General features: G+C 65.5%; 16 protein-coding genes and 3 pseudogenes. 8 read left to right on the top strand and 11 right to left on the bottom strand.

Annotated elements, in window-relative coordinates; genetic code table 11:
* Positions 1-158: 158 nt before the first annotated feature.
* Positions 159-959 carry a hypothetical protein gene (locus HG421_RS16835; RefSeq protein WP_169707355.1) on the bottom strand — a complete coding sequence of 267 codons (801 nt, stop codon included), beginning with the start codon at positions 957-959 and terminating at the stop codon, positions 159-161.
* A gap of 990 nt (positions 960-1,949) precedes the next feature.
* On the bottom strand, positions 1,950-2,597 hold the full coding sequence (gene fabR, locus HG421_RS16830; protein WP_104587658.1) for an HTH-type transcriptional repressor FabR: 648 nt from the start codon (positions 2,595-2,597) through the stop codon (positions 1,950-1,952).
* Positions 2,598-2,689: 92 nt separating this feature from the next.
* Here fabR and HG421_RS16825 point away from each other — a divergent pair, with 92 nt between their 5' ends.
* Both HG421_RS16825 and HG421_RS16820 read left to right on the top strand, forming a co-directional pair.
* Complete coding sequence (locus HG421_RS16825; protein WP_169707354.1) at positions 2,690-3,766, top strand: ferredoxin reductase; 1,077 nt, start codon at positions 2,690-2,692, stop codon at positions 3,764-3,766.
* Positions 3,767-3,775: 9 nt separating this feature from the next.
* On the top strand, positions 3,776-4,897 hold the full coding sequence (locus HG421_RS16820; RefSeq protein WP_169707353.1) for a fatty acid desaturase family protein: 1,122 nt from the start codon (positions 3,776-3,778) through the stop codon (positions 4,895-4,897).
* Between the two features lie 231 nt (positions 4,898-5,128).
* Here HG421_RS16820 and HG421_RS16815 read toward each other — a convergent pair whose 3' ends face one another.
* Complete coding sequence (locus tag HG421_RS16815) at positions 5,129-6,697, bottom strand: EAL domain-containing protein (protein ID WP_169707352.1); 1,569 nt, start codon at positions 6,695-6,697, stop codon at positions 5,129-5,131.
* 384 nt (positions 6,698-7,081) lie between these two features.
* Between HG421_RS16815 and HG421_RS16810 the strand changes: the two genes are divergently transcribed.
* The gene (locus HG421_RS16810; RefSeq protein ID WP_064507700.1) at positions 7,082-7,258 is read left to right on the top strand and encodes a hypothetical protein; all 177 of its coding nucleotides are present in this window, start codon (positions 7,082-7,084) and stop codon (positions 7,256-7,258) included.
* 106 nt (positions 7,259-7,364) lie between these two features.
* Here the strand turns inward: HG421_RS16810 and HG421_RS16805 are convergent.
* From HG421_RS16805 to HG421_RS16790, 4 genes and pseudogenes are all read right to left on the bottom strand, one after another.
* Positions 7,365-7,715: pseudogene (locus HG421_RS16805) on the bottom strand (lipocalin family protein); the annotation flags it as partial.
* Positions 7,716-7,742: 27 nt separating this feature from the next.
* Positions 7,743-8,567, bottom strand: a complete 825-nt coding sequence (locus HG421_RS16800; protein WP_168968454.1) for an IS3 family transposase — start codon at positions 8,565-8,567, stop codon at positions 7,743-7,745.
* Positions 8,567-8,884, bottom strand: a complete 318-nt coding sequence (locus tag HG421_RS16795; protein WP_169705294.1) for a DUF1153 domain-containing protein — start codon at positions 8,882-8,884, stop codon at positions 8,567-8,569. Before HG421_RS16795 ends, HG421_RS16800 begins: the two co-directional genes overlap by 1 nt.
* 55 nt (positions 8,885-8,939) lie before the next feature.
* Positions 8,940-9,101 (bottom strand): annotated as a pseudogene (locus HG421_RS16790) (lipocalin family protein); the annotation flags it as partial.
* A gap of 545 nt (positions 9,102-9,646) precedes the next feature.
* Between HG421_RS16790 and HG421_RS16785 the strand changes: the two are divergent.
* Both HG421_RS16785 and HG421_RS16780 read left to right on the top strand, forming a co-directional pair.
* Positions 9,647-10,282, top strand: a complete 636-nt coding sequence (locus HG421_RS16785; RefSeq protein ID WP_169707351.1) for a hypothetical protein — start codon at positions 9,647-9,649, stop codon at positions 10,280-10,282.
* A 45-nt stretch (positions 10,283-10,327) separates the two neighbouring features.
* A pseudogene (locus HG421_RS16780) lies at positions 10,328-10,690 on the top strand (transposase); the annotation flags it as partial.
* Positions 10,691-10,714: 24 nt separating this feature from the next.
* Here the strand turns inward: HG421_RS16780 and HG421_RS16775 are convergent.
* The gene (locus tag HG421_RS16775; RefSeq protein ID WP_169707350.1) at positions 10,715-12,235 is read right to left on the bottom strand and encodes a YifB family Mg chelatase-like AAA ATPase; all 1,521 of its coding nucleotides are present in this window, start codon (positions 12,233-12,235) and stop codon (positions 10,715-10,717) included.
* Between the two features lie 15 nt (positions 12,236-12,250).
* The gene (gene ubiK, locus HG421_RS16770; RefSeq protein WP_029221490.1) at positions 12,251-12,535 is read right to left on the bottom strand and encodes a ubiquinone biosynthesis accessory factor UbiK; all 285 of its coding nucleotides are present in this window, start codon (positions 12,533-12,535) and stop codon (positions 12,251-12,253) included.
* Between the two features lie 151 nt (positions 12,536-12,686).
* Between ubiK and HG421_RS16765 the strand changes: the two genes are divergently transcribed.
* The gene (locus HG421_RS16765) at positions 12,687-13,061 is read left to right on the top strand and encodes a P-II family nitrogen regulator (RefSeq protein WP_275655074.1); all 375 of its coding nucleotides are present in this window, start codon (positions 12,687-12,689) and stop codon (positions 13,059-13,061) included.
* A gap of 412 nt (positions 13,062-13,473) precedes the next feature.
* Positions 13,474-15,441, top strand: coding sequence for a beta-N-acetylglucosaminidase domain-containing protein (locus HG421_RS16760; RefSeq protein WP_169707349.1), 1,968 nt, complete (start codon positions 13,474-13,476; stop codon positions 15,439-15,441).
* A gap of 55 nt (positions 15,442-15,496) precedes the next feature.
* Here the strand turns inward: HG421_RS16760 and HG421_RS16755 are convergent, their stop codons facing one another.
* A complete protein-coding gene (locus tag HG421_RS16755) occupies positions 15,497-16,153 on the bottom strand; it encodes an RIO1 family regulatory kinase/ATPase (protein WP_169707348.1) in 657 nt (218 codons plus the stop codon).
* 546 nt (positions 16,154-16,699) lie between these two features.
* Here HG421_RS16755 and HG421_RS16750 point away from each other — a divergent pair.
* Positions 16,700-17,485 carry a hypothetical protein gene (locus HG421_RS16750; RefSeq protein ID WP_169707347.1) on the top strand — a complete coding sequence of 262 codons (786 nt, stop codon included), beginning with the start codon at positions 16,700-16,702 and terminating at the stop codon, positions 17,483-17,485.
* 99 nt (positions 17,486-17,584) lie between these two features.
* On the opposite strand, the gene speE is transcribed toward HG421_RS16750, so the two are convergent.
* Positions 17,585-18,442 carry a polyamine aminopropyltransferase gene (gene speE / locus HG421_RS16745; RefSeq protein ID WP_169707346.1) on the bottom strand — a complete coding sequence of 286 codons (858 nt, stop codon included), beginning with the start codon at positions 18,440-18,442 and terminating at the stop codon, positions 17,585-17,587.
* Positions 18,443-18,665 lie beyond the last annotated feature (223 nt).

Raw genomic sequence — 18,665 nt, 5'->3', positions numbered from 1 at the left:
GCGTGCGGTGGTTTCACTTGGGTGCATCGAGGCACTGCTGATGGCAGCTGCTGCCTTCCTCTTCGCGTCGGGTCGTTGTATGCAGAGACACAAAACAACGGGCCCACCGGGCCCGTTGTTGTTGCGCCGGCCTGATGCCAGCGGTGTACGGCGCTGTCTTACACGCGCGGGTCGGTCGGATTGCGGCGCGCTGCATCATCATGACGGTCCGAATCGAACGCCTCGCGCACTGCATGCTTAGCCTTCTCCCAGCTCAGGCGCGAATTGGACTTGAAGCGGTCCCAGCCATCGCCCAGATCGCGTTCCAGATGATCGTCCCACTGGCGGCCGACATGCTGTTGGCGCGCCTGCATGCCGTAACGGTACGCCGGACGGTAGTCATCGTACGAATACTCGGGGTCGCGATAGCTGGCGCTATCGAAGCGGCCCGCATAGTGGGTGTCGCCATCGCGGTACACACTGTGCGTGCGATCGGCGCGCTCCCAGGCATCGCGTGCGGCCAGGCGGGCCTCGTCCCATTCCAGGCGCGACTGACCACGATTGCGCGGCCACTCGCCTGCCAACGTGGCTTCGGTTTCTTCCCAGGTGCTGGTGGGGCGGGTTTCGCGAGCCTGCAGGCCGAACCCGTAGACGGTGGCATAGTCGCGATCGTAATCGGTACCTTCCTTGTAGTACGGACGGTTGCGATGCTCCTGGCGCCAGTATTCGGTTTCGACGGTCGGGTCCAGGCGTTCGGCGACGCCCTTGCCCGCTGCAGCGCCAGCCACCACGCCCGCCGCAGCTCCGATCAGTGTGCCCAGGGGACCGAATACCGTGCCCGCAAGCGCGCCCGCTGCCGCGCCGCCCGCGACGCCGCCGACGCCGACACCGACGGGGTGTGCGCCGGGGGTGCCGGAAAACGGGTCACGGTTGAGGTCGTGCGCTTCTGCCTTGCGTTCCTGCTTGTCGTAACTGGTCATGTCGCCTCCGGGTTGCTCAAGGACGCGTCCTGACGGTGCAGGGCCGCGAATGTGGCGCCACCATGGCGTTGCAGGAGTGAAACGCGCGTGCGTGGACGTGAGTGACATCACCACATGACTGAACCATGCAATGCGTGTGCGGATGAGGTTGCTGTGTGGAGTTGGAACAACGAAGGGCGGCTTGCGCGGCCCCGTTCTATCCCTTGATGCACACCACCTGGCGCAGGGCACGGTCGCGCGCACCGGCTGGAATAAACTCCAGGCCGCTGAATGTCCTTTGCAGTGTTTCTGATCACCGTTCTATTCAAACGGTACTCTTGTCTGTGCATGACCACACGCTACCCGTGCCCGACACCTGGGCACAGCGCTTTCGCGCCTGGCCGCGTGCAACGTCTATGTTGTCGGGCAATCCATGCCCGGGTGCCTGGAAGGTCATCCACACGATGTGAAGCGAATGCACAACGAAAAACGCCCCCGGATGCAGCATCCGAGGGCATTCGCGTGCCTCGGAGATCGGGTGACCGATCTCCTTGTCAGGACATCAGTCGAATAGGCAGATGCGCACGTCTGCTTTCTTCGTGCGCACACACGATGCCGCGCGGTGTGCGCTGGGCAGTCGATTGAATGTGGCGGAATGGAGCAGGAGCATGAGGTCGATTCGGTGAAAGTGCAGGCGTCCCTGCTGAGGGCGCGAACATCACCTGCGTCTTTTTCATTGCGCAAGCGCTTCATGCAATCATTTTTCGGATTATCTTTCGGGTGGTCGAAAGAGGATGCAGTTGTGTATCGGCTGCAACGCGCTGATGGAATCGAATAAGGTGGTGGAATCCAGCGATGATCTGATTCAAGCACCGCAGATGAGGCATGCCGATAGCGCGTCGCGAGCAGTCGTCGGAAAGTTTGCATGGTGCGCTCGGAATCGCTGTGGAGGCGTGGTCCATGCGCCGATGCCGATGCCGATGCCCGCAGCGCGCGGACGCCGGCAAGCAGTCAACCGCCGTGCGTGCCCAGGGTGCGCGCGCCGGTCAGGATCATGCGCAGCATCTGCGAGATCTGCTCGATCAGTTCCGGGTCCTTCTCCGGCGGCAGGTCCATCGCCACCGCGCCCATCGCGAACACCAGGCGGGTGATCGCCTTGGACACCAGCGCCGGCGCGTGCAAGGTGGCATTGTCGGCGGCGGCAAGGCGGATCAGGTCCACGCGCAACTCGTCTTCGAAATAGGTGAGCTCGCGCTCCACTGCCTGCTTGAACGCGTCCGAACCCACCGCGCCTTCGCGCAGCAGCACATGCAGCAGCTTGTCGTCGGCGCGCAGTTGCTCCATGAACGTCTCGACCGAAACGCGGATGACGCTGCGGTCGGTGGAGGTGGCGCGCTGGCGGGCCTGGCCGATGATGGTGCGCAGCGAGCGCCCGGCCAGATCGATCAGCGCCACGGCGAGCTCGTCCATGTCGCGGAACTGGCGATAGAAGCTGTTCGGCGCGATGCCGGCCTCGCGTGCGACCTCGCGCAGGCTCAGCGTGGACAGGCTGCGGTGCGGGCCGATCAGCGACAGCGCCGCGGCAATCAGGTCTTCGCGTGAGATCGCCGGCTTGCGTGACGGCGGCGCGTCGTGGGACGGCAGGGCGATGGAGGTCATGGGCAACAGCCGGGCGTGGGCCTGAATCATAGCCCCTTCCTTCAATATACAAGTGTATACACGGCTGTGCATGCACGCGTATAGTGCCCTCCATGAGCCTGGCACCCACTCCCAAGTCCAAGTCCCCGCTGCCCGCACGGCTGGCGCGCCGCTTGGTGTCGCCGCAGTTGTTCGACTTCTGGGCAACCCGGATCAACCCGTTGTGGACGCTGGAGCGGCCGATGGCGCGCCTGGTCGAACGCAGCGCGGCCAGTCGCGATGCGGTGACCCTGGTCTTGCAGCCCAACGGCCACTGGCAGGGCCTGCAGGCCGGCCAGCACGTCAGCCTGGGTGTGGAGATCGATGGCCGCCGCCTGCTGCGCAGCTACAGCCCGACGGTGCTGGACAACGGCCATCTGGCGATCACGGTCAAGACGATCGAAGGCGGGCTGGTGAGCCGCTATCTGGCGCACGCCGCCGCGCTGGGCACGGTGGTGTCGCTGGACCCCGCATTTGGCGACATGCTGCTGCCGGCCACCCCCACCCCGTTGCTGTTGCTGGCCGCCGGCTCGGGCATCACCCCGATGCGGGCGTTGCTGCAGGCCGCCGCACAGGCCGGCATGCCGGTGGACGTGGACCTGCTGTACTGGGTGCGCCAGCGCGACGAAGCCTGCTTCATGGATGAGTTCGAGGCGATGGCTGCGGCACATCCGCGCCTGCGCGTGCGACTTCTCACCACTCGCCAGGGCCAGGCACCGGCTGCGCGCGTGGACAACTATCCGCTGGAGCAGATTCCCGCGCTGGACCAGCGCCATGTGATGGCCTGCGGCCCGGGCGGCTTCGTGCAGGCCGCACGTGCACGCCTGGAGGGCCGCGTGGCGGCGTTCCAGGCCGAGGCCTTCAGCGTGCCGGCGCTGGACGAGGCCGAGGCCGGGCAGGTGCAGGTCCAGCTGTCACGCAGCGGCCGTACGCTGAGCCTGTCGCGCGGCCAGTCGCTGCTGGAAGGGCTGGAAGCCCAGGGCTTGCGGCCAAAACACGGCTGCCGCATGGGCATCTGCAATAGCTGCGCCTGCGCGCGCCAGGCCGGCACCACGCGCCACCTGCTGACCGGCGAGCGCAGCAACGAACCCACCGCACAGGTCCGCCTGTGCATCAGTGCCCCGAGCACCGACCTGATCCTGGATCTGTAAGGAACCTGCATGAGCCGAGTCCATAACCGCGCCCTGTCTGCCGCCGAGCTGCAATCCTTCGGCGACGAGCTCGATGCCATCCGCGCCCGCGTGCTGAAGCAGGTAGGTGCCGACGATGCACGCTACATCCGCCGCATCGTGGCGGCCGTGCGCTGGACCGGCGTGTCCGGCCGCGCGCTGCTGTTCCTGGGCGCCTTCGTGCACAGCGTGCTGGTTCCGGCCTGGATCGCCGGCGTGCTGCTGCTGACGCTGTCCAAGATCCTGGAGAACATGGAGCTGGGCCACAACGTCATGCACGGCCAGTACGACTGGATGGGCGATCCGCAGCTCAACGGCAATACCTACGAGTGGGACATCGTTGCCACTGGCGACAACTGGCGCAAGACGCACAACTTCAAGCACCACACCTACACCAACGTGCGCGGCATGGACGACGACATCGGCTACGGCCTGTTGCGCATCTTCCCCGAGCAGCGCTGGCGCCCGTTCTACCTGATGCAGCCCTTCATTGCAGTGGTGTTCGCGCTGCTGTTCGAGTGGGGCGTGGCCATCCAGGACCTGCGCCTGGGCCGCTGGTTCGCCGGCAAGATGAAGACCGCCGAATTGCGCGCTTCGTTCCTGCCGGTCGGCCGCAAGATGGGCCGCCAGATGCTCAAGGACTACATCGTGTTCCCGGCGCTGGCCGGTCCGTTCTTCCTGACCGTGCTGCTGGGCAACCTGGCCGCCAACGTGCTGCGCAGCATCTGGACCTTCGTGATCATCTTCTGCGGTCATTTCACCGCCGACGCGGAAGTGTTTCCGAAGGAATCGATCCGCAACGAATCGCGCGGCCACTGGTATCTGCGCCAGTTGCGCGGCTCGTCGAATCTGACCGGCGGCAAGCTGATGAACGTGCTGTCGGGCAATCTGAGCCACCAGATCGAACACCACTTCTATCCGGACCTGCCGGCCAACCGGTATGCGCAGATCGCGGTCGAAGTGAAGCAGATCTGTGCGCGCTACGGCCAGCACTACAACACCGGCTCGCTGCCGCGGCAGTTCGGGCAGGTGATGTGGCGGATCGTGCGGCACGCGTTCCCGAGCCGGCCCAAGCCGGTGCGCGAGCGCAGCGCAGCGCTGCAGGGCGCGTGATCCAACGAAACAGGCCGCCACCACTGGCGGCTTTTTTCTTGGGCTGGAGCGTGTACGCACTGCTGGCGTGTGGGGCGTTTGCTGACGGCGCCGAACTGCGGTTGCCAGTACGCAGGACGCGGCATGCGCATGGTCCATGCGGCGCGCCAATCACAAATCCCCACTGACAAATCACCAGCGGCCCATGGCCAATGGCCACAAGGCCAGGCGGCAAGGTGGCAATCGCATGACTCAGCGCGCCGACCTTCGCGCCTGTGCCTGATAGGCGATGAAGCCGATGGCCGGCAGCGCGCGCGAGAACAGCCAGCCCTGCGCCAGGTCCACGCCGTGCGCGCGCAGGTAATCCAGCTGTTCCTGGCGCTCGACCCCTTCGGCGATGGTGCGCAGCTGCAGCGTCTTGGCCATTTCGATGATGTGCGCGGTGACCGAGCTGGTGGCCGAGTGCGTGCCGATGGTGTCCACGAACGATTTGTCGATCTTCAAGGCATCCAGCGGCAGGCCTTGCAGATACTGCAGGCTGGAATAGCCGGTGCCGAAGTCGTCGATGGAGACGGTGTGGCCGGCGCCACGCAGATGCGTGATGGTGGTGCGCGCGGCATCGATGTCCATCAGGCTGCGTTCGGTCGCCTCCACCCAGACCTGCCCGCTGTCCACGCCGGTACCCCGCAGCGCGTCGGCCAGCACCGACTGCACGCGGCCGCTCTTGATGTCCCCGGCCGAGACGTTGATGGCCACATGCAGCGACGGTTCGGCGGCCAGGGTGGGGCCGAGATCGCGGATGACTTCGGCCACCACCAGATCGGTGATCGGCAGGATCAGGCCGCTCTCTTCGGCCAGCGGAATGAAGGCGTCCGGCGGCACCAGCACGCCATCGGGCTGCTGCCAGCGCACCAGGGCCTCGGCGCCTACGCAGCGGCCGCTGTCCAGGGCGATGATCGGTTGGTAATGCACGACGAATTCGCCACGCTGCACCGCGATCTCCAGCCGCGCCAGCGGCGACAAGCGTCGCCGCGAGACCCACAGCACCAGGCCGACCAGCAGCACGGCCAGCGCAATGCCGACCGGCACCACCTGCAGCCGCGCGGCGGCCAGCGGCCCGCGCAGGTAAGCGGCCGGTTCGGTGACCACCGCAGCCCAGTCGCCCCGGCGTCCCCTGCCGGACAGCACCTGCGCGTGCGCCTGCCCGGGCATGCGGGTGGCATCGTCGGCCGGTGGCGCCAACAGCAACCGTTCGGCTGCGGTGCCGGTGCTGCTGAGCAGGTGCCCGTCCGGGGTGCCGATCGCCAGCTGCAGGCCGGGCGGGAGATTGATGTCGGCCAGCGTGTTCGGATTGATCAGGACGTTGTAGTTGTCCAGCTGCAGCGCCATCAGCGGATGTTGCGGATTGGCCAGCGGCAGCAGCCGCGTGGTGACTGCAATGCCGCGCTTGACCACGAAATCCGCGCGGCGCTGCGGAATGCTGGCAGGCAATAGTCCCCAAGAGGTGCAGCGCAACCGCCCTTGCCGGAAATGCCCCAGCTCGACGATGTACTGGCTGGTCAGCACCAACGCGCGCATCTGCGCCAGGTGGGCGGGCGAGCAGGGCGTCAGCCGGGAGGCGGCCATGCTCAGCAAGGCCCCATGGGCTTCGTCGAAGGCGGTTTCGGTACGCCGGATCGACAGCGCCGCCAGCTGGCTGAGCCTGCCTTCCTCACGCGACAGCGCCAGCCGCCAGGCCAGGTAGTACGACAGACCGATCGGGAGCGTTGCGCACACCGCCACCAACAGCACGGTCAAGCTGATGATGCGTTGGCGCTTCACGTCACCACCCGCATCGGCATGAGGGCCAGATCACGCGTGCGGCCCGATGCGGGGTGGACGCTGCGGCAGCATCCAGGCGTGCGCCACGGCCGCGTTGCCGCGCCAACGGGCGCGCCGCAACGACGTGATGTGGACCACAGATGGGGACGGATGAGGCTGCACGTCGCGAATGTACGACACACGCGTGTATTGCGCGCGTCCGCGTAGCGAAGTGGATGTGATTTTCTGCCGAGCGGACCCGATGCGCTGTGCGAACTGCCGCGCTGCGAGGGATTCACGCGCCTGCACGCGCGGGCGCGCTACGGTCGTTGCGTCTGCGCTCGCCCATGCGGGCCGCAGGGCCAGCCGATCCGCGGCAAGGCGCTCTCACTGGAGGACTCATCCATGACAACGCAGAAAGAACGTGTCGGCGGCACCGATGCAGTGCCGATCTTCAAGATGCAGGAAACCACGCGCGACGGCGAACTGATCAAGTACGTGGTCGGCGACACCGGCGTGGCGTTCGACAGCCTGGAAGGCGCGCAGGCCGCCGCCAAGGATCTGGGCACGCTCAACGGGTAACTGGCGCTGATGCGTGGCCGGCCGCGGGTTGCCGCTGGAAGTGCGTGCCGGTCGGCACCCCGCAGTGGTCGCCCGCGGCCATCACGCAATGGCAACGCCGCAGGGTTCAGGGCAATGGCTGTTCGGTCAGCCGCCCGGTGTGCGGGGTGTGGATCAATGGCGCCAGATCGAAGCCCTGTTCGCGTGCATGCGCCAGGTAGGCCTGGGTGATGTCTTCGTCCAGCTGTGGCAGCCGCGCCAGCAGCCACAGGTAGTTGCGATCGGGGCTGCCAACCAGGGCTGCGGTGTAGTCGGCGTCGATGCGCATCACCCAGTAGTCGCCCTTGGTGAAGGGAATCCAGCGCAGCCCTTCGGGCAGAAAGGTCACTTCCAGACGGCCGTGGGTGTCGTCGATAGGACGCGCCTGGCCGATGGCTTCCTCCAGCTCCCCTTCCACGGTCAGGCAGCGGTTCTGCATGTAATGACCCACCGGTTTCTGCACAGGTCAGGTGGTTAATGTAGCGGCATAGGCTTGGTCAGGCGTCATCATGTTCAGTGCCTGATGCGGGCGCTGCCGGTTGTAGAACCCAATCCAGTCGCTGATGACGCGCAAGGCGTGGGCCAAGCTCTCGAACCGGTGCCGATGGACGCACTGTTCCTTGAGCGTGCGTATGACGCGCTCGACCATCCCGTTCTGCTGGGGACAGTGTGGCGTGATGAACTCCTGCTTCATGCCGTAGCCAGCGACCAGGCGGGTGTAGTCGCGGCTGGTGAAGACCAGGCCATTGTCCGAGCGCAGCAGGAACGGCTCCTTGACCTTGCCCAGCGTGCCGAAGCGGGTGATCAGTGCTTGCTCCAAGGCCGCCACGGCGGTGCTGGCCCTGCCCGTGCGCGAGAGCTGCCAGCCCAGCAATTGCCGGGTATGGCAATCGATCACCAGGGCCAGGCTCAGCCAGCCGTCCTTACCGCCCCAGATCCGACACAGGTCGGTGGCCCAGCGTTGGTTCGGTGCGCTGGCCACCGAGGGCAAGGCCTCGATCCGCGGTCGCTTGCCCACGGCCCGCTTGCGCACCTGCCAGCCCTTGATCTGAAAGATCCGCTGCACCGTGTTCTTGTTCATCCGCAGTAGCCCAGCCACCGTCCGATACCCGAACGACGGCTCGGCCTCGATCATGGCCTTGATCGGTTCGGCCAGCTCTGGCTTCACCTTCGGCGCTGCCTTGCGCGGCGTGTAGTACACGCTGCGCCGTGGTACACCGAACCAGCGGCACAGCTTGACCATCGAGACGTCGAACCCGTCCTCCTTCAGGCCCTGCTGGATCGAGGCCATCAGCTCTCGTCCTTGCCCAGCAGGGCTGCCAATTTTTTTCGGGCACGCAGTTCCAGCATGGCTTCGCCGTAGGCTTCCTGCAGCTCCTTGAGCTGGCGTTCGTACTGCTCGCGCACGTCTTCGGGCTTGGCCCGCAGCGCGTTCTCCAGGCCGCGCTTACCTTCCTCGACCCAGCCTTCGATCTCATTGGGCGTCAGGTCGAACTGCCGGCTGGCCAAGGCCACCGTCGTCTTCCCCTGGATGATCTCCAGCACCAGCGCCGACTTGCGCCGGGCCGTCCAGCGCTTGATCTGTTCTTCGTCCATTACTGCACTCATCGATGTCTCCTCTGAAGGCTAACACCTGAGCAGATTTTCAGTGGGTCATTACATGCACGCGCACCGTGCCGTCGTCCTGCAGCGTGTAATGCGCCGACACGTCGGTACAGTCCGCATCCTCGAAACGGATCGGTAGCCGCGCGATCTCGTACCAGGTACCCAGATAGCGATTCAGATCCAGCGACGGCACGGTGGATAACTCGGGGAGTCGGCTCATGACAACCTCGGTGCAAAGGAGAGGCTGACGTTGTACGTGCAGTGCCATGAAGTGGATGTTGCGGCGTGGCGCTTGGCGGTGTGGTGTGGAATGGAACCGCAGGGCACGCCTCGAAGGCTTGCCTGCGATGGCGCATCGGCTGGGGCGATCATCGCAGCAGGCACGCGCGCGCGAAGCTGTCGGTGCAGAACGCGCCCCCGGGCGCGGCCACCGCGGCAGCCGGTGGTGCAATCGCCGCCGCGCTACGCCGCGCTGGCGCTGGCGGTGCCGAGTGCGCGATCCAGCTGCGGTAACCGATCGCTTCGGTGAGATGGCGGGTGGCGATATCAGTCAGGCAATCGACCCCAAAATAAGTAATTATTGCGTGGGCAAAGATCCTTGCTTCACCAGTTTTACCGAAGACTGCACGCTCTCTGGAGGATGGTTATGAATAAATCAATAATTGTCGTGTCCGCCATAATTTTCTCTTCATCAGCAAGCAGTCAAAGCGTGGCAACGCCAAATTTCCCAATTGAAAGAATGTTCAGAGTGGAACGGAGCCCCGGTTGTCGCAAGATGTGGTCGAGGAAAAACCAAGATCATCAACAGCTTATTCACGAGATGCCGCACAGCCGACAAGGGCATCTGGCACAGCACTATATTCCCAAAAAGAATTCCAGGATATTTTCTTTTCAATAAGGGATATTGCGCGCAAGGAGGGATACGAGAGCGCCTTAAAAATCCCTTCTTACAAAATTCCGGGCCTTCCCTGTACTGCGCTAGACAGCCATCCAAAGGGGGTTCGAGTTAAAGGTGGCGATCTTTTCAACGGACTATCGATATTTTACGATTGCGGATCATTTGCTATGGAGGTTGCAACAACGGACTTCACCATGGCGACCGATCAGCAGATGATGGTAAAGATCGCAGAGGAAACAAGCACTCCCATCACTGGAGGATCTATTTTCGAAGGGCTTCTCCATATCAAACAAAGAGGTCACCCGGGCAGACTATACTGCAGTTGGGAAAGATGTCTCGGTGGATGTTGTCGTAATTTCAGACAGGCCGTTGCCCAATGCGAAGTCAGTCGATGGGCTAGTGGTCAATTTTATATCCGACATTATGACAACGCCGCTTCAGAAGAATTGATGCAGAAGGATCGTCCTTCTCTGGCGGCCGGGATTATGTCGCCAGAAGTTTAATGAAAATTATTGAGACATATTTCTTTGGTGCCATCAGCTTCACGTGATGCGCTGGGCAATCCAGTGGCGTTTCATCTGAGCGCAGGCCACGCGTCGGATCTGGAAGGTGAAGGTGTCTTGTTGCCGCACGTGTCGGCCGGCGCCCTGCGTGCTGATCGTGCCTACGATGCCAGCGCACGGGTCCTCGAACCGATGCGGCGGCAGGGGACGCGGATCGTCATCCCCTCCCGCCCGACCCGCAAGGTGCAGCGCGACTACGACCGGGTGCCGTACAAGGATCGACATCTGATTGAGAACGTCTTTGCCAAACCCAAGCAGTACCGCGCCATTGCGACTCGCTACGGCAAGACCGCCTGCAACTTCCTTGGAGCGAGCTACTGGATTGCCTCGGTCATCTTGCTCAATTGATGACGCGCCCTAGTCATCCCTGCGCTACGCCGCGCTGGCGGTGCCGAGTGCGCGATCCAGCTTGCGGTAGCCGATCGCTTCGGTGAGATGGCGGGTGGCGATGTCCGCGCTGTCGTCGAGATCGGCGATGGTGCGCGCCACGCGCAGGATGCGGTGCATCGAACGTGCGGACAGCTGCAGGTGCTCGATCGCGCGTTCCAGCAGCACCTGGTCGTCGCCTTGCAGCCGGCAGTGGCGGTCGGTGTCGGGCTGATCGAGCTGTGCGTTTGGAAGAGCGCCGCGCGCGAGCTGCCGCTGCCGCGCGGCGACCACGCGGGCACGCACGCTGGCGCTGTCCTCACCGGGGGTGCCGCTACGCAGCGCCTGCGCCGGCAGCCGCGGCACTTCCACATGCAGGTCGATGCGGTCCAGCAGTGGCCCGGAAATGCGGCTGCGGTAGCGGCGGATGCTGTCGCTGCTGCAGCGGCACCGGCCGCTGCCATCGCCCGCCCAGCCGCACGGGCAGGGGTTCATGGCTGCGACCAACTGGAAGCGTGCCGGAAAATCCACGCTGCGCGCCGCACGCGAGATCGTGACCAGTCCCGATTCCAGCGGCTCGCGCAGCACTTCCAGGGTCTGCCGTTGCCACTCGGGCAGTTCGTCCAGGAACAGCACGCCGTTGTGCGCCAGCGAAATCTCGCCGGGGCGCGGGTGCGTGCCGCCGCCGACCAGGGCAACCGCACTGGCGGTGTGGTGCGGGGACCGGTAGGGCCGCTGGCGCCAGCGGGCCAGATCCAGCCCACGGCCGCTGACCGAGGTGATGGCAGCCGTTTCCAGTGCTTCGGCTTCGCTGGCGTCCGGCAGCAGGCCGGGCAGGCGCGAGGCCAGCAAGGTCTTGCCGCATCCGGGGCTGCCGACCAGCAGCAGGTGATGCCCTCCGGCGGCGGCGATCTCCAGCGCGCGGCGCGCATGCGGTTGCCCGCGCACGTCGGCCATATCCGGTAGCGCACGTGCGCCGAGCGTGGCGCCTGCCAGTTCCGCGGCAGGCGCCGGCTGGGTGCCGTTGAGGGCGGCGCAGACCTCCAGCAGGGTCCGCGCAGTGAAGGCCTGGACATGCCCGGCGATGGCCGCCTCGGCGCCATTGCTCAGCGGCACGATCAGCCGTCGCCCCGCCTGTGCGGCGGCCAGGGCGGCCGGCAGCACGCCGTCGACGCCGCGCAGCTCGCCGGTCAACGCCAGCTCGCCGAGAAACTCATACTCGGCCAATGCCTGGCGGTCGATCTGCCCGCTGGCGGCCAGGATGCCAAGCGCGATCGGCATGTCGAAACGACCGCCCTCCTTGGGCAGATCCGCAGGCGCCAGGTTGATGGTGATGCGCCGGGCCGGAAATTCGAACTGCGCGCAGAGCAACGCCGCACGTACGCGCTCGCGCGACTCGCGCACCGCCGCTTCGGGCAGGCCCACGATCTGGGTGGAGGGAAGACCGCCGGACAGATGCACCTCCACCCGAACCTCAGGCGCGTGCACCCCCACGCGGGCACGGCTGTGCACCAGCGCCAGACTCATGGGGGAAGGCTCGGGTCAGGGAGTATCGGAACCGGGGGCCGCACTGGGCGGTGTGCCGGTTGCGCGTGCTTCCAGGGCGGCCACCGCCTGCTCCAGCGCGTCGAGTTTTTCGCGCGTGCGCAGCAGCACCGCGCGCTGCACGTCGAACTCTTCGCGGGTGACCAGGTCCAGCTTGCCCAGGCCGGCCTGCAAGGCACCCTTGAAGGTGCTCTGCAGCTCTTCGCGCGATTGGCGCAGGCCCGGCGGCACCAGGTCGCTGAGGCGGCGGGCGAGGTCGTCGAGCTGGTTGAAATCGATCATGGTGGTCTCCGCAGGTCTGTAGGAAGCCTAGTGCAGGCCGCCACACGCGGGACATCGGCAAGGCAGTCGGCAGGCGGTAAGGATAGTCCCATTCGCCTGTCGTCCGCGGTGATGGTCGCCGGCATGGATGAGTGTTGCCCCCGTCCACGGTATGCTGCGCGCCCGTCATGCCCTGGGATCTGTACCAATGAAAATGATCATGGCCATCGTCAAACCGTTCAAGCTCGACGATGTGCGCGAAGCGCTCGCCGGCTGTGGGGTGGCGGGCATCACCGTGACCGAGGTCAAGGGCTTCGGCCGCCAGAAGGGCCACACCGAGCTGTATCGCGGCGCCGAGTACGTGGTCGATTTTCTGCCCAAGGTGAAGATCGAAGTGGCGGTGACCGACGACCAGGCCGAGCGTGTGGTCGAAGCCATCGTGGCGGCAGCCGGTACCGGCAAGATCGGTGACGGCAAGGTGTTCGTCTACGACCTGGGCAGCGTGGTGCGCATCCGCACCGGTGAGCTGGACAGCGACGCGTTGTAGGTCGCCAGAGCGTCCTGCGGATCCATGCGCTGGAGTGATGCAGTGCTGCCAATGGCGTGCGACGTGTGGGTCCTCGCGCCGCTGTGCTGCAGAGGCGTGCGCTGTTGACAGATCAAGACGTAGGCGGCGATGCACTGCTGACAGTGCGTTGCGCCCGTTGCGGTGCCTCCATTGCTGCGGCTGACGTGCATGCAGGCCCCCAAGGGCGTGTCCCGGGCCCGCATCGCTGAGCTCATACCATTTCAATACCGCAATAAGAATCGGTCGAGCTCGCCTTGATGGGCGGCTGCAGCCGACACGTGCATAAAAGCGCATGAAAGAAACTGGATCCGGCATGGGGTGGCAGCGCTTGTCGCCGCAGCGCGACTTGCCTACTCTAGGGCGTAATACCATTCCAATACCGGAGTTCGACATGAAGCCACGCAACAGCAGGCCCGGCGTGCGCCTGCTTTCGGTATTGGTGGGGCTGGGCATGGCCGCCCCGGCACTCGCGCAGGCGGTGATCGATCCGGTGACCCAGCCGGCGATCTATCCGACCCCTGTCTCCATCGCGCTGGATGGCGCGACGCTCACGCTGGGCCGCTCGGTGGTGCTGGTGGTCGCGCCTGGCGCGGACCCAGCCTCGGTCGCATTGGTGCGCAGCATTCTCACGACGGCGGGTGTGACCAGGATTGCGACCGCCACCCGCCTGCCGGCCACGCTGGACCGCCTGCACATCGTGCTCGGCACCGGCGATGCGGCCGTGGTGCGCGATGCGCTGGCACGCAGCAAGGCCACCCAGGACACCCATGCCGAAGGCTATACGTTGACCAGCGCGGCGCTTGGCAGCGGCTTGATCACACTGGCGGGCCACGACGACGATGGCCTGTTCCATGCCGCTCAGACGCTGCGTCAGCTGGTCGAGCGGCCGGTTATTCCGACGCTGACGATCCAGGATTACCCGGCCATGCCGATCCGCGGCACGATCGAGGGCTTTTACGGCGCGCCGTGGTCGATGAGCGACCGCAGCAAGCACATCGATTTCCTGGCGCGCACCAAGGCCAATACCTACATCTACAGCCCCAAGGACGACCCGTACGCGCGCGACCGCTGGCGCGAGCCGTACCCGAAGGCGACCTTGAAGGCGCTGGGCCAACTGGCCGCCATCGCCAAACGCAATCACGTCGATTTCGTCTATGCGATCTCGCCGGGCCCCACGGTGTGCTTCTCCGACCCGGCCGATGCCAAGGCGTTGCTGCGCAAGTTCGATGCGTTCCGCGCGCTGGGCGTGCGCAGCTTCTACGTGGCGCTGGACGATATCGAATACACCAAGTGGAACTGCGAGCGCGACAAGACCACCTTCGGTGCGTCCGGCGCGCAGGCGGCGGGCATTGCGCAGTCGCATCTGCTCAACTTGGTGCAGGCCGATCTGGTCGCCCGCCACGACGCGTCCTCGGAACTGATCATGGTGCCGACCGAATATTTCGATGCCAGGGAGAGCCCGTACAAGGAAGCGCTGCGCAAGCACCTGGACCCGAAGATCGTGGTGCAGTGGACCGGCACCGATGTGGTGCCGCCGGCCATTTCCATCCCCGATGCACGCGCGGCCACCAAGGCATTCGGCCGCAAGACGCTGCTGTGGGACAACTACCCGGTCAACGATTTCGAAACCTCGGCCGGCCGCTTGCTGATGGCGCCGTATGCGCGCCGCGAAGCGGGCCTGTCGGCCGAGTTGTCCGGCATCGTGTCCAACCCGATGAACCAGGAAGTGCCCAGCCGCGTGGCGGTGATGGGGCTGACCGCGTTTGCCTGGAACGACAAAGGCTACGACGCGCAACGCACCTGGCACGCGGCGGCGCGCGATCTGGCCGGTGGCGACGCGCGTGTCACTGCCGCATTGCTGACCTTCTTCGATACCCAGCACCTGGCGCCCACCTTCGGCAGCCAGCCGTGGCAGGAACAGGCGCCGCGCCTGAAGGCCGTGCTCGACCAGGTGCGCGAGGCCATCGCGCTGGGCGATGCCACGGCGCGCAGCCAGGCGATTGCAACGTTGGCGCGCACCGCCGATGACATCGCCGCCGCCCCGCGACTCATCCGCGACGGTGTGGCCGACGCCGGCTTTGCCGAACAATCACGCCCGTGGCTGGAGGCGATGGAGGGCTGGGGCCGCGCGCTGCAGAAGACCGCGGCCGGCCTTGAGGCCGCCAACCGTGGCAGCACCGAGGCGCCGGCATTGTTTGCCGCTGCCGCGGCAGTCGCTGCCAGGGCTGCAGCGATCCCCTCGATTCCCGGTGCCACGCGTTTCGGCGGGCCGGTCAAGATCGCCGACGGTGTGCTGGATCGCTTCATCGCCGAAGCGCCGCACCTGATCGCCTATCGCGCGCCAGCGGCGACGCCGTAGCGGCACGCTGCCTTGATGGAATGCCGGTGCGTGGCTCGAATCCGCCTTCCGACGGCTAGGCCTCGCGCTTGAGACGGCGATACAGCCGCTTCCACCCACCGCGAATCCCGCGCACCCAGCCCGGTTCGGCGCTGCGCGCGGCTTCGTCGGCGGTGGGTGCGATGCCGGCCAGGCGCTGGCGCATCTTCTGGAAATTGGCCACGTCGCTGCGCTGCAGCTGCCGGGCCAGCAGGCCGTGCCGCAGCCAACGCGGAAACCGCCACGCCGAGGTGAAATCGATCAAGACCGGGACCCCGGCACTGACCACCACGTTGGTGCCATGCAGGTCGTTATGGGTGATGCCGAAACCGTGCAGACGACGCAGCGCCTGCTGCAACTGCTGAAACACTTCCTGGCCCACCACCGCGCTGGCGCTGAGCGTGTCGCCGGGGATGAACTCCATGCCCAGCGCCAAACCGCCCAGGGTGCCGAGCAACGCGGGCGCATGCCGCCACCCGTGCAGCCGGCGCAGCATGCCGGCTTCGTGGCGCACCATCAGCCGCGCGATCGGCGCCAGCAGGGTGCGGCGATAACGCGTGTAGTCCTTGACCACCGCCAGTTGCCCATCCAGGTGGGTGCGGTAGACGTCCGGTTCGAGCAGCCGCGTGCCCTGTTTGAGCAGCACGGGGGTCACGAGGTGCAGGCTGGAAACGTCCAGCGGCTGGTGATGCATGGCAGTTCTCCGGACGCTGGCGGCGCGGAGGTGTCACGCGTTACGCAGGTCCACGGTGATCGCTTGGGATCGGGAGTGCGCAATTTTAAAACTTGTCGGTATTGGAATTACAGTTATTTAACACATGAAGCATTCCGGATGTGGAACGGCGTTCTTAATCAACATCTTGGAAGCGGCGTGAGCTGCCGGGCGTATTGCGCATCATGGGGTGGCTTGCAGGAGCCCGGCGGCAGATGCAGCACGGTGTCGTGGCAGGCGATGCAACGGGATGCGTGCCGCGCACCTCACGCCTGAGTACGGAGGTCTCACCTCTTCTTGACAGGCGCTGAGACTCCAGACACTGTGCGCGCTGCGGTCAGGGGGCTGCATCACGTGCGATGGCATCGGTCTGCCCAGGCCAGCCTGCGCCAGTGTCATCGGCGACACCGCGTGCTGCGGGGAAGCCCCCCACGAGACGACGGCAACTGCACCACTTCCCGACGCCCGTCAGGTCCGCCTGTGTGCGCAAGGATGCGGAACGATGGACGACCACTGAGGGGGAACGTGATGAAAAGGACCGCAATACTGCTGTTGGCCTGCACGGCGCTTGGCGTCACGGCACAGGCCTCGGCGCAATCGCTCTCGCGCGGTTGGGATAGCTACCGCCAGCAGCAAAAGCAGCAACAGGCCGGCCCGCAGGGTCGTGCAGCGCCGACGGCTCCGGTATCGGCCACCACGACTGCCACGGCACCGGCCGGCAGCGACGGGAGCGCATCTGGCCAGAGCGGCGGATTCACTACGGTGACGGCGCAAGCACCCGCAGTGGCATCGCCACCTGCGCCTGCGTCTGTGGCGGCCGCCCCGCGCGAAGCGTCCCGCATCGACAGCGGTGCCTTCATCAGCGTGCAACGCGGTAGAGCGGAGGTGTTCGATGGCTATAGGCAGGACATGCTCGGTCTGAGCGCCGGTTATCGCTGGCGCGCAGGCTCGGTGACCCTCATCGGTCTTGAAGCATCGATCGGTCGCCTGGATCGCGGCGAGAGCACGGACGACATCTTTATCCCATCCGTGAAGTTCGGCGGCCTTGGTGGCACGGCGCGCTTCAACTTCGGTGATAGCCCATTGTTTGCGATGGTGCGCCTGGGCTCGTGGTACGCCGATGTCGCAGAGACGAGCGAGGAAATTTACGGCGCCTACGCAGGCCTCGGCTTGGGCGTGGACCTGGGCAAATATGCCAGCGTGAGTGTGATGTACACCAACTATGTGTACGCCAACGATTACTACGACTACGGCGAAGACGTCACCATCAACCGTGCCGAAGTGTTGAACGTGGGCGCCGAAGTCCGTTTCTGATTGGCATCGCAGCACGGCAGAGACGGCAACGGGGCGGATGGCAACATCCGCCCCGTTGTAGTTTGGGCGCTACTGGCGCTCTGTAGCGCCGGGGTGCGCTTACTCGCCCAGCGCCTTGGCCACGAACGGCGGCGCAACCAGCACGCCGGTGTGCAGATGCGCGGTGTAGTACAGCGTCTCGAAGCCCTTGGCCTGCGCGGCGTCCTGACGAAAGGCGAAATCGGCCTTGGCCTGCTTGCTGGCCATGGTCACGCTCCACCAGCCGGTGGGATAGCACGGCTGCGGGAACGGCAGGGTCTTGAACGACTGGAAGCCGGCCTTGCCCATCTCGGTGCGCATTTCGTTGATCAGGTCCAGCAGCGCCAGCGGCGATTCGGACTGCTGCACCAGGATGCCGTCGTCCTTCAGCGCCTCGAAGCAGCTCTCGTAGAACGCCTTGTTGAACAGGCCTTCGGCCGGGCCGACCGGGTCGGTGGAATCGACGATCACGATATCCACGCTGCCGGCCGGGCAATTGGCCATGTAGGCCACGCCGTCGTCGAACAGCAGCTCGGCACGTGCATCGTGGTTGGAATCGCACAGCTCGGGGAAATGCTTCTCCGACATGCGCGTGACCTGCTCGTCGATATCGCACTGGGTGGCGCTTTCCACGCCCGGGTGCTTGAGCACCTCGCGCAGCGTGCCGCAGTCGCCGCCGCCGATGATCACCACGCGCTTGGGCGCCGGGTGAGTGAACAGCGCCGGGTGGCTGATCATCTCGTGGTAGAAGAAATTGTCGCGGCTGGTCAGCATCACCGCGCCGTCGATGAGCATCAGCTTCCCCCAATCGGTGGTCTGGTAGATCTCGATCTTCTGGAACGGGGACTGCACCTCGTCCAGCTTGCCGCTGATGCGGAAGCCGATGGCCGACCCGGTGGGCTGGAAGTGTTCGATGTACCAGTTGTCGTTGGTGCTCATGCGGACGTCCTAATCGAAAAGAAGCGGGCAATTCCTTCTCCCACAGGGAGAAGGTGGCGCAAAGCGCCGGATGAGGGCGGGCGCAGCCGCGTGCAGCCAGACTGCGCAGCGGCCGACCCTTGCTCGGCCCCGATCCGACCAGGAGCGGGGCGTGAAGTCGGCGCGGATTGTAACGGACCCTGCGCGTGCCAGGCGTTACACTTCACGCCCTTTTTGCCCCAGC

The organism is Xanthomonas campestris pv. badrii (assembly GCF_012848175.1).
Classification (GTDB): Bacteria; Pseudomonadota; Gammaproteobacteria; order Xanthomonadales; family Xanthomonadaceae; genus Xanthomonas; species Xanthomonas campestris_C.
The sequence above is the reverse complement of the archived record's forward strand: the minus strand, read 5'-3'. Positions and strand labels throughout refer to the sequence as shown.

What these genes read in the sequence shown, in the direction of transcription:
- HG421_RS16835 (WP_169707355.1), bottom strand. Translation starts at nt 959, where the DNA reads ATGACCAGTTACGACAAGCAGGAACGCAAGGCAGAAGCGCACGACCTC.
- fabR (WP_104587658.1), bottom strand. Translation starts at nt 2,597, where the DNA reads ATGACCTCCATCGCCCTGCCGTCCCACGACGCGCCGCCGTCACGCAAG.
- HG421_RS16825 (WP_169707354.1), top strand. Translation starts at nt 2,690, where the DNA reads ATGAGCCTGGCACCCACTCCCAAGTCCAAGTCCCCGCTGCCCGCACGG.
- HG421_RS16820 (WP_169707353.1), top strand. Translation starts at nt 3,776, where the DNA reads ATGAGCCGAGTCCATAACCGCGCCCTGTCTGCCGCCGAGCTGCAATCC.
- HG421_RS16810 (WP_064507700.1), top strand. Translation starts at nt 7,082, where the DNA reads ATGACAACGCAGAAAGAACGTGTCGGCGGCACCGATGCAGTGCCGATC.
- HG421_RS16800 (WP_168968454.1), bottom strand. Translation starts at nt 8,567, where the DNA reads ATGGCCTCGATCCAGCAGGGCCTGAAGGAGGACGGGTTCGACGTCTCG.
- HG421_RS16795 (WP_169705294.1), bottom strand. Translation starts at nt 8,884, where the DNA reads ATGAGTGCAGTAATGGACGAAGAACAGATCAAGCGCTGGACGGCCCGG.
- HG421_RS16775 (WP_169707350.1), bottom strand. Translation starts at nt 12,235, where the DNA reads ATGAGTCTGGCGCTGGTGCACAGCCGTGCCCGCGTGGGGGTGCACGCG.
- ubiK (WP_029221490.1), bottom strand. Translation starts at nt 12,535, where the DNA reads ATGATCGATTTCAACCAGCTCGACGACCTCGCCCGCCGCCTCAGCGAC.
- HG421_RS16765 (WP_275655074.1), top strand. Translation starts at nt 12,687, where the DNA reads ATGCTGCGCGCCCGTCATGCCCTGGGATCTGTACCAATGAAAATGATC.
- HG421_RS16760 (WP_169707349.1), top strand. Translation starts at nt 13,474, where the DNA reads ATGAAGCCACGCAACAGCAGGCCCGGCGTGCGCCTGCTTTCGGTATTG.
- HG421_RS16755 (WP_169707348.1), bottom strand. Translation starts at nt 16,153, where the DNA reads ATGCATCACCAGCCGCTGGACGTTTCCAGCCTGCACCTCGTGACCCCC.
- HG421_RS16750 (WP_169707347.1), top strand. Translation starts at nt 16,700, where the DNA reads ATGAAAAGGACCGCAATACTGCTGTTGGCCTGCACGGCGCTTGGCGTC.
- speE (WP_169707346.1), bottom strand. Translation starts at nt 18,442, where the DNA reads ATGAGCACCAACGACAACTGGTACATCGAACACTTCCAGCCCACCGGG.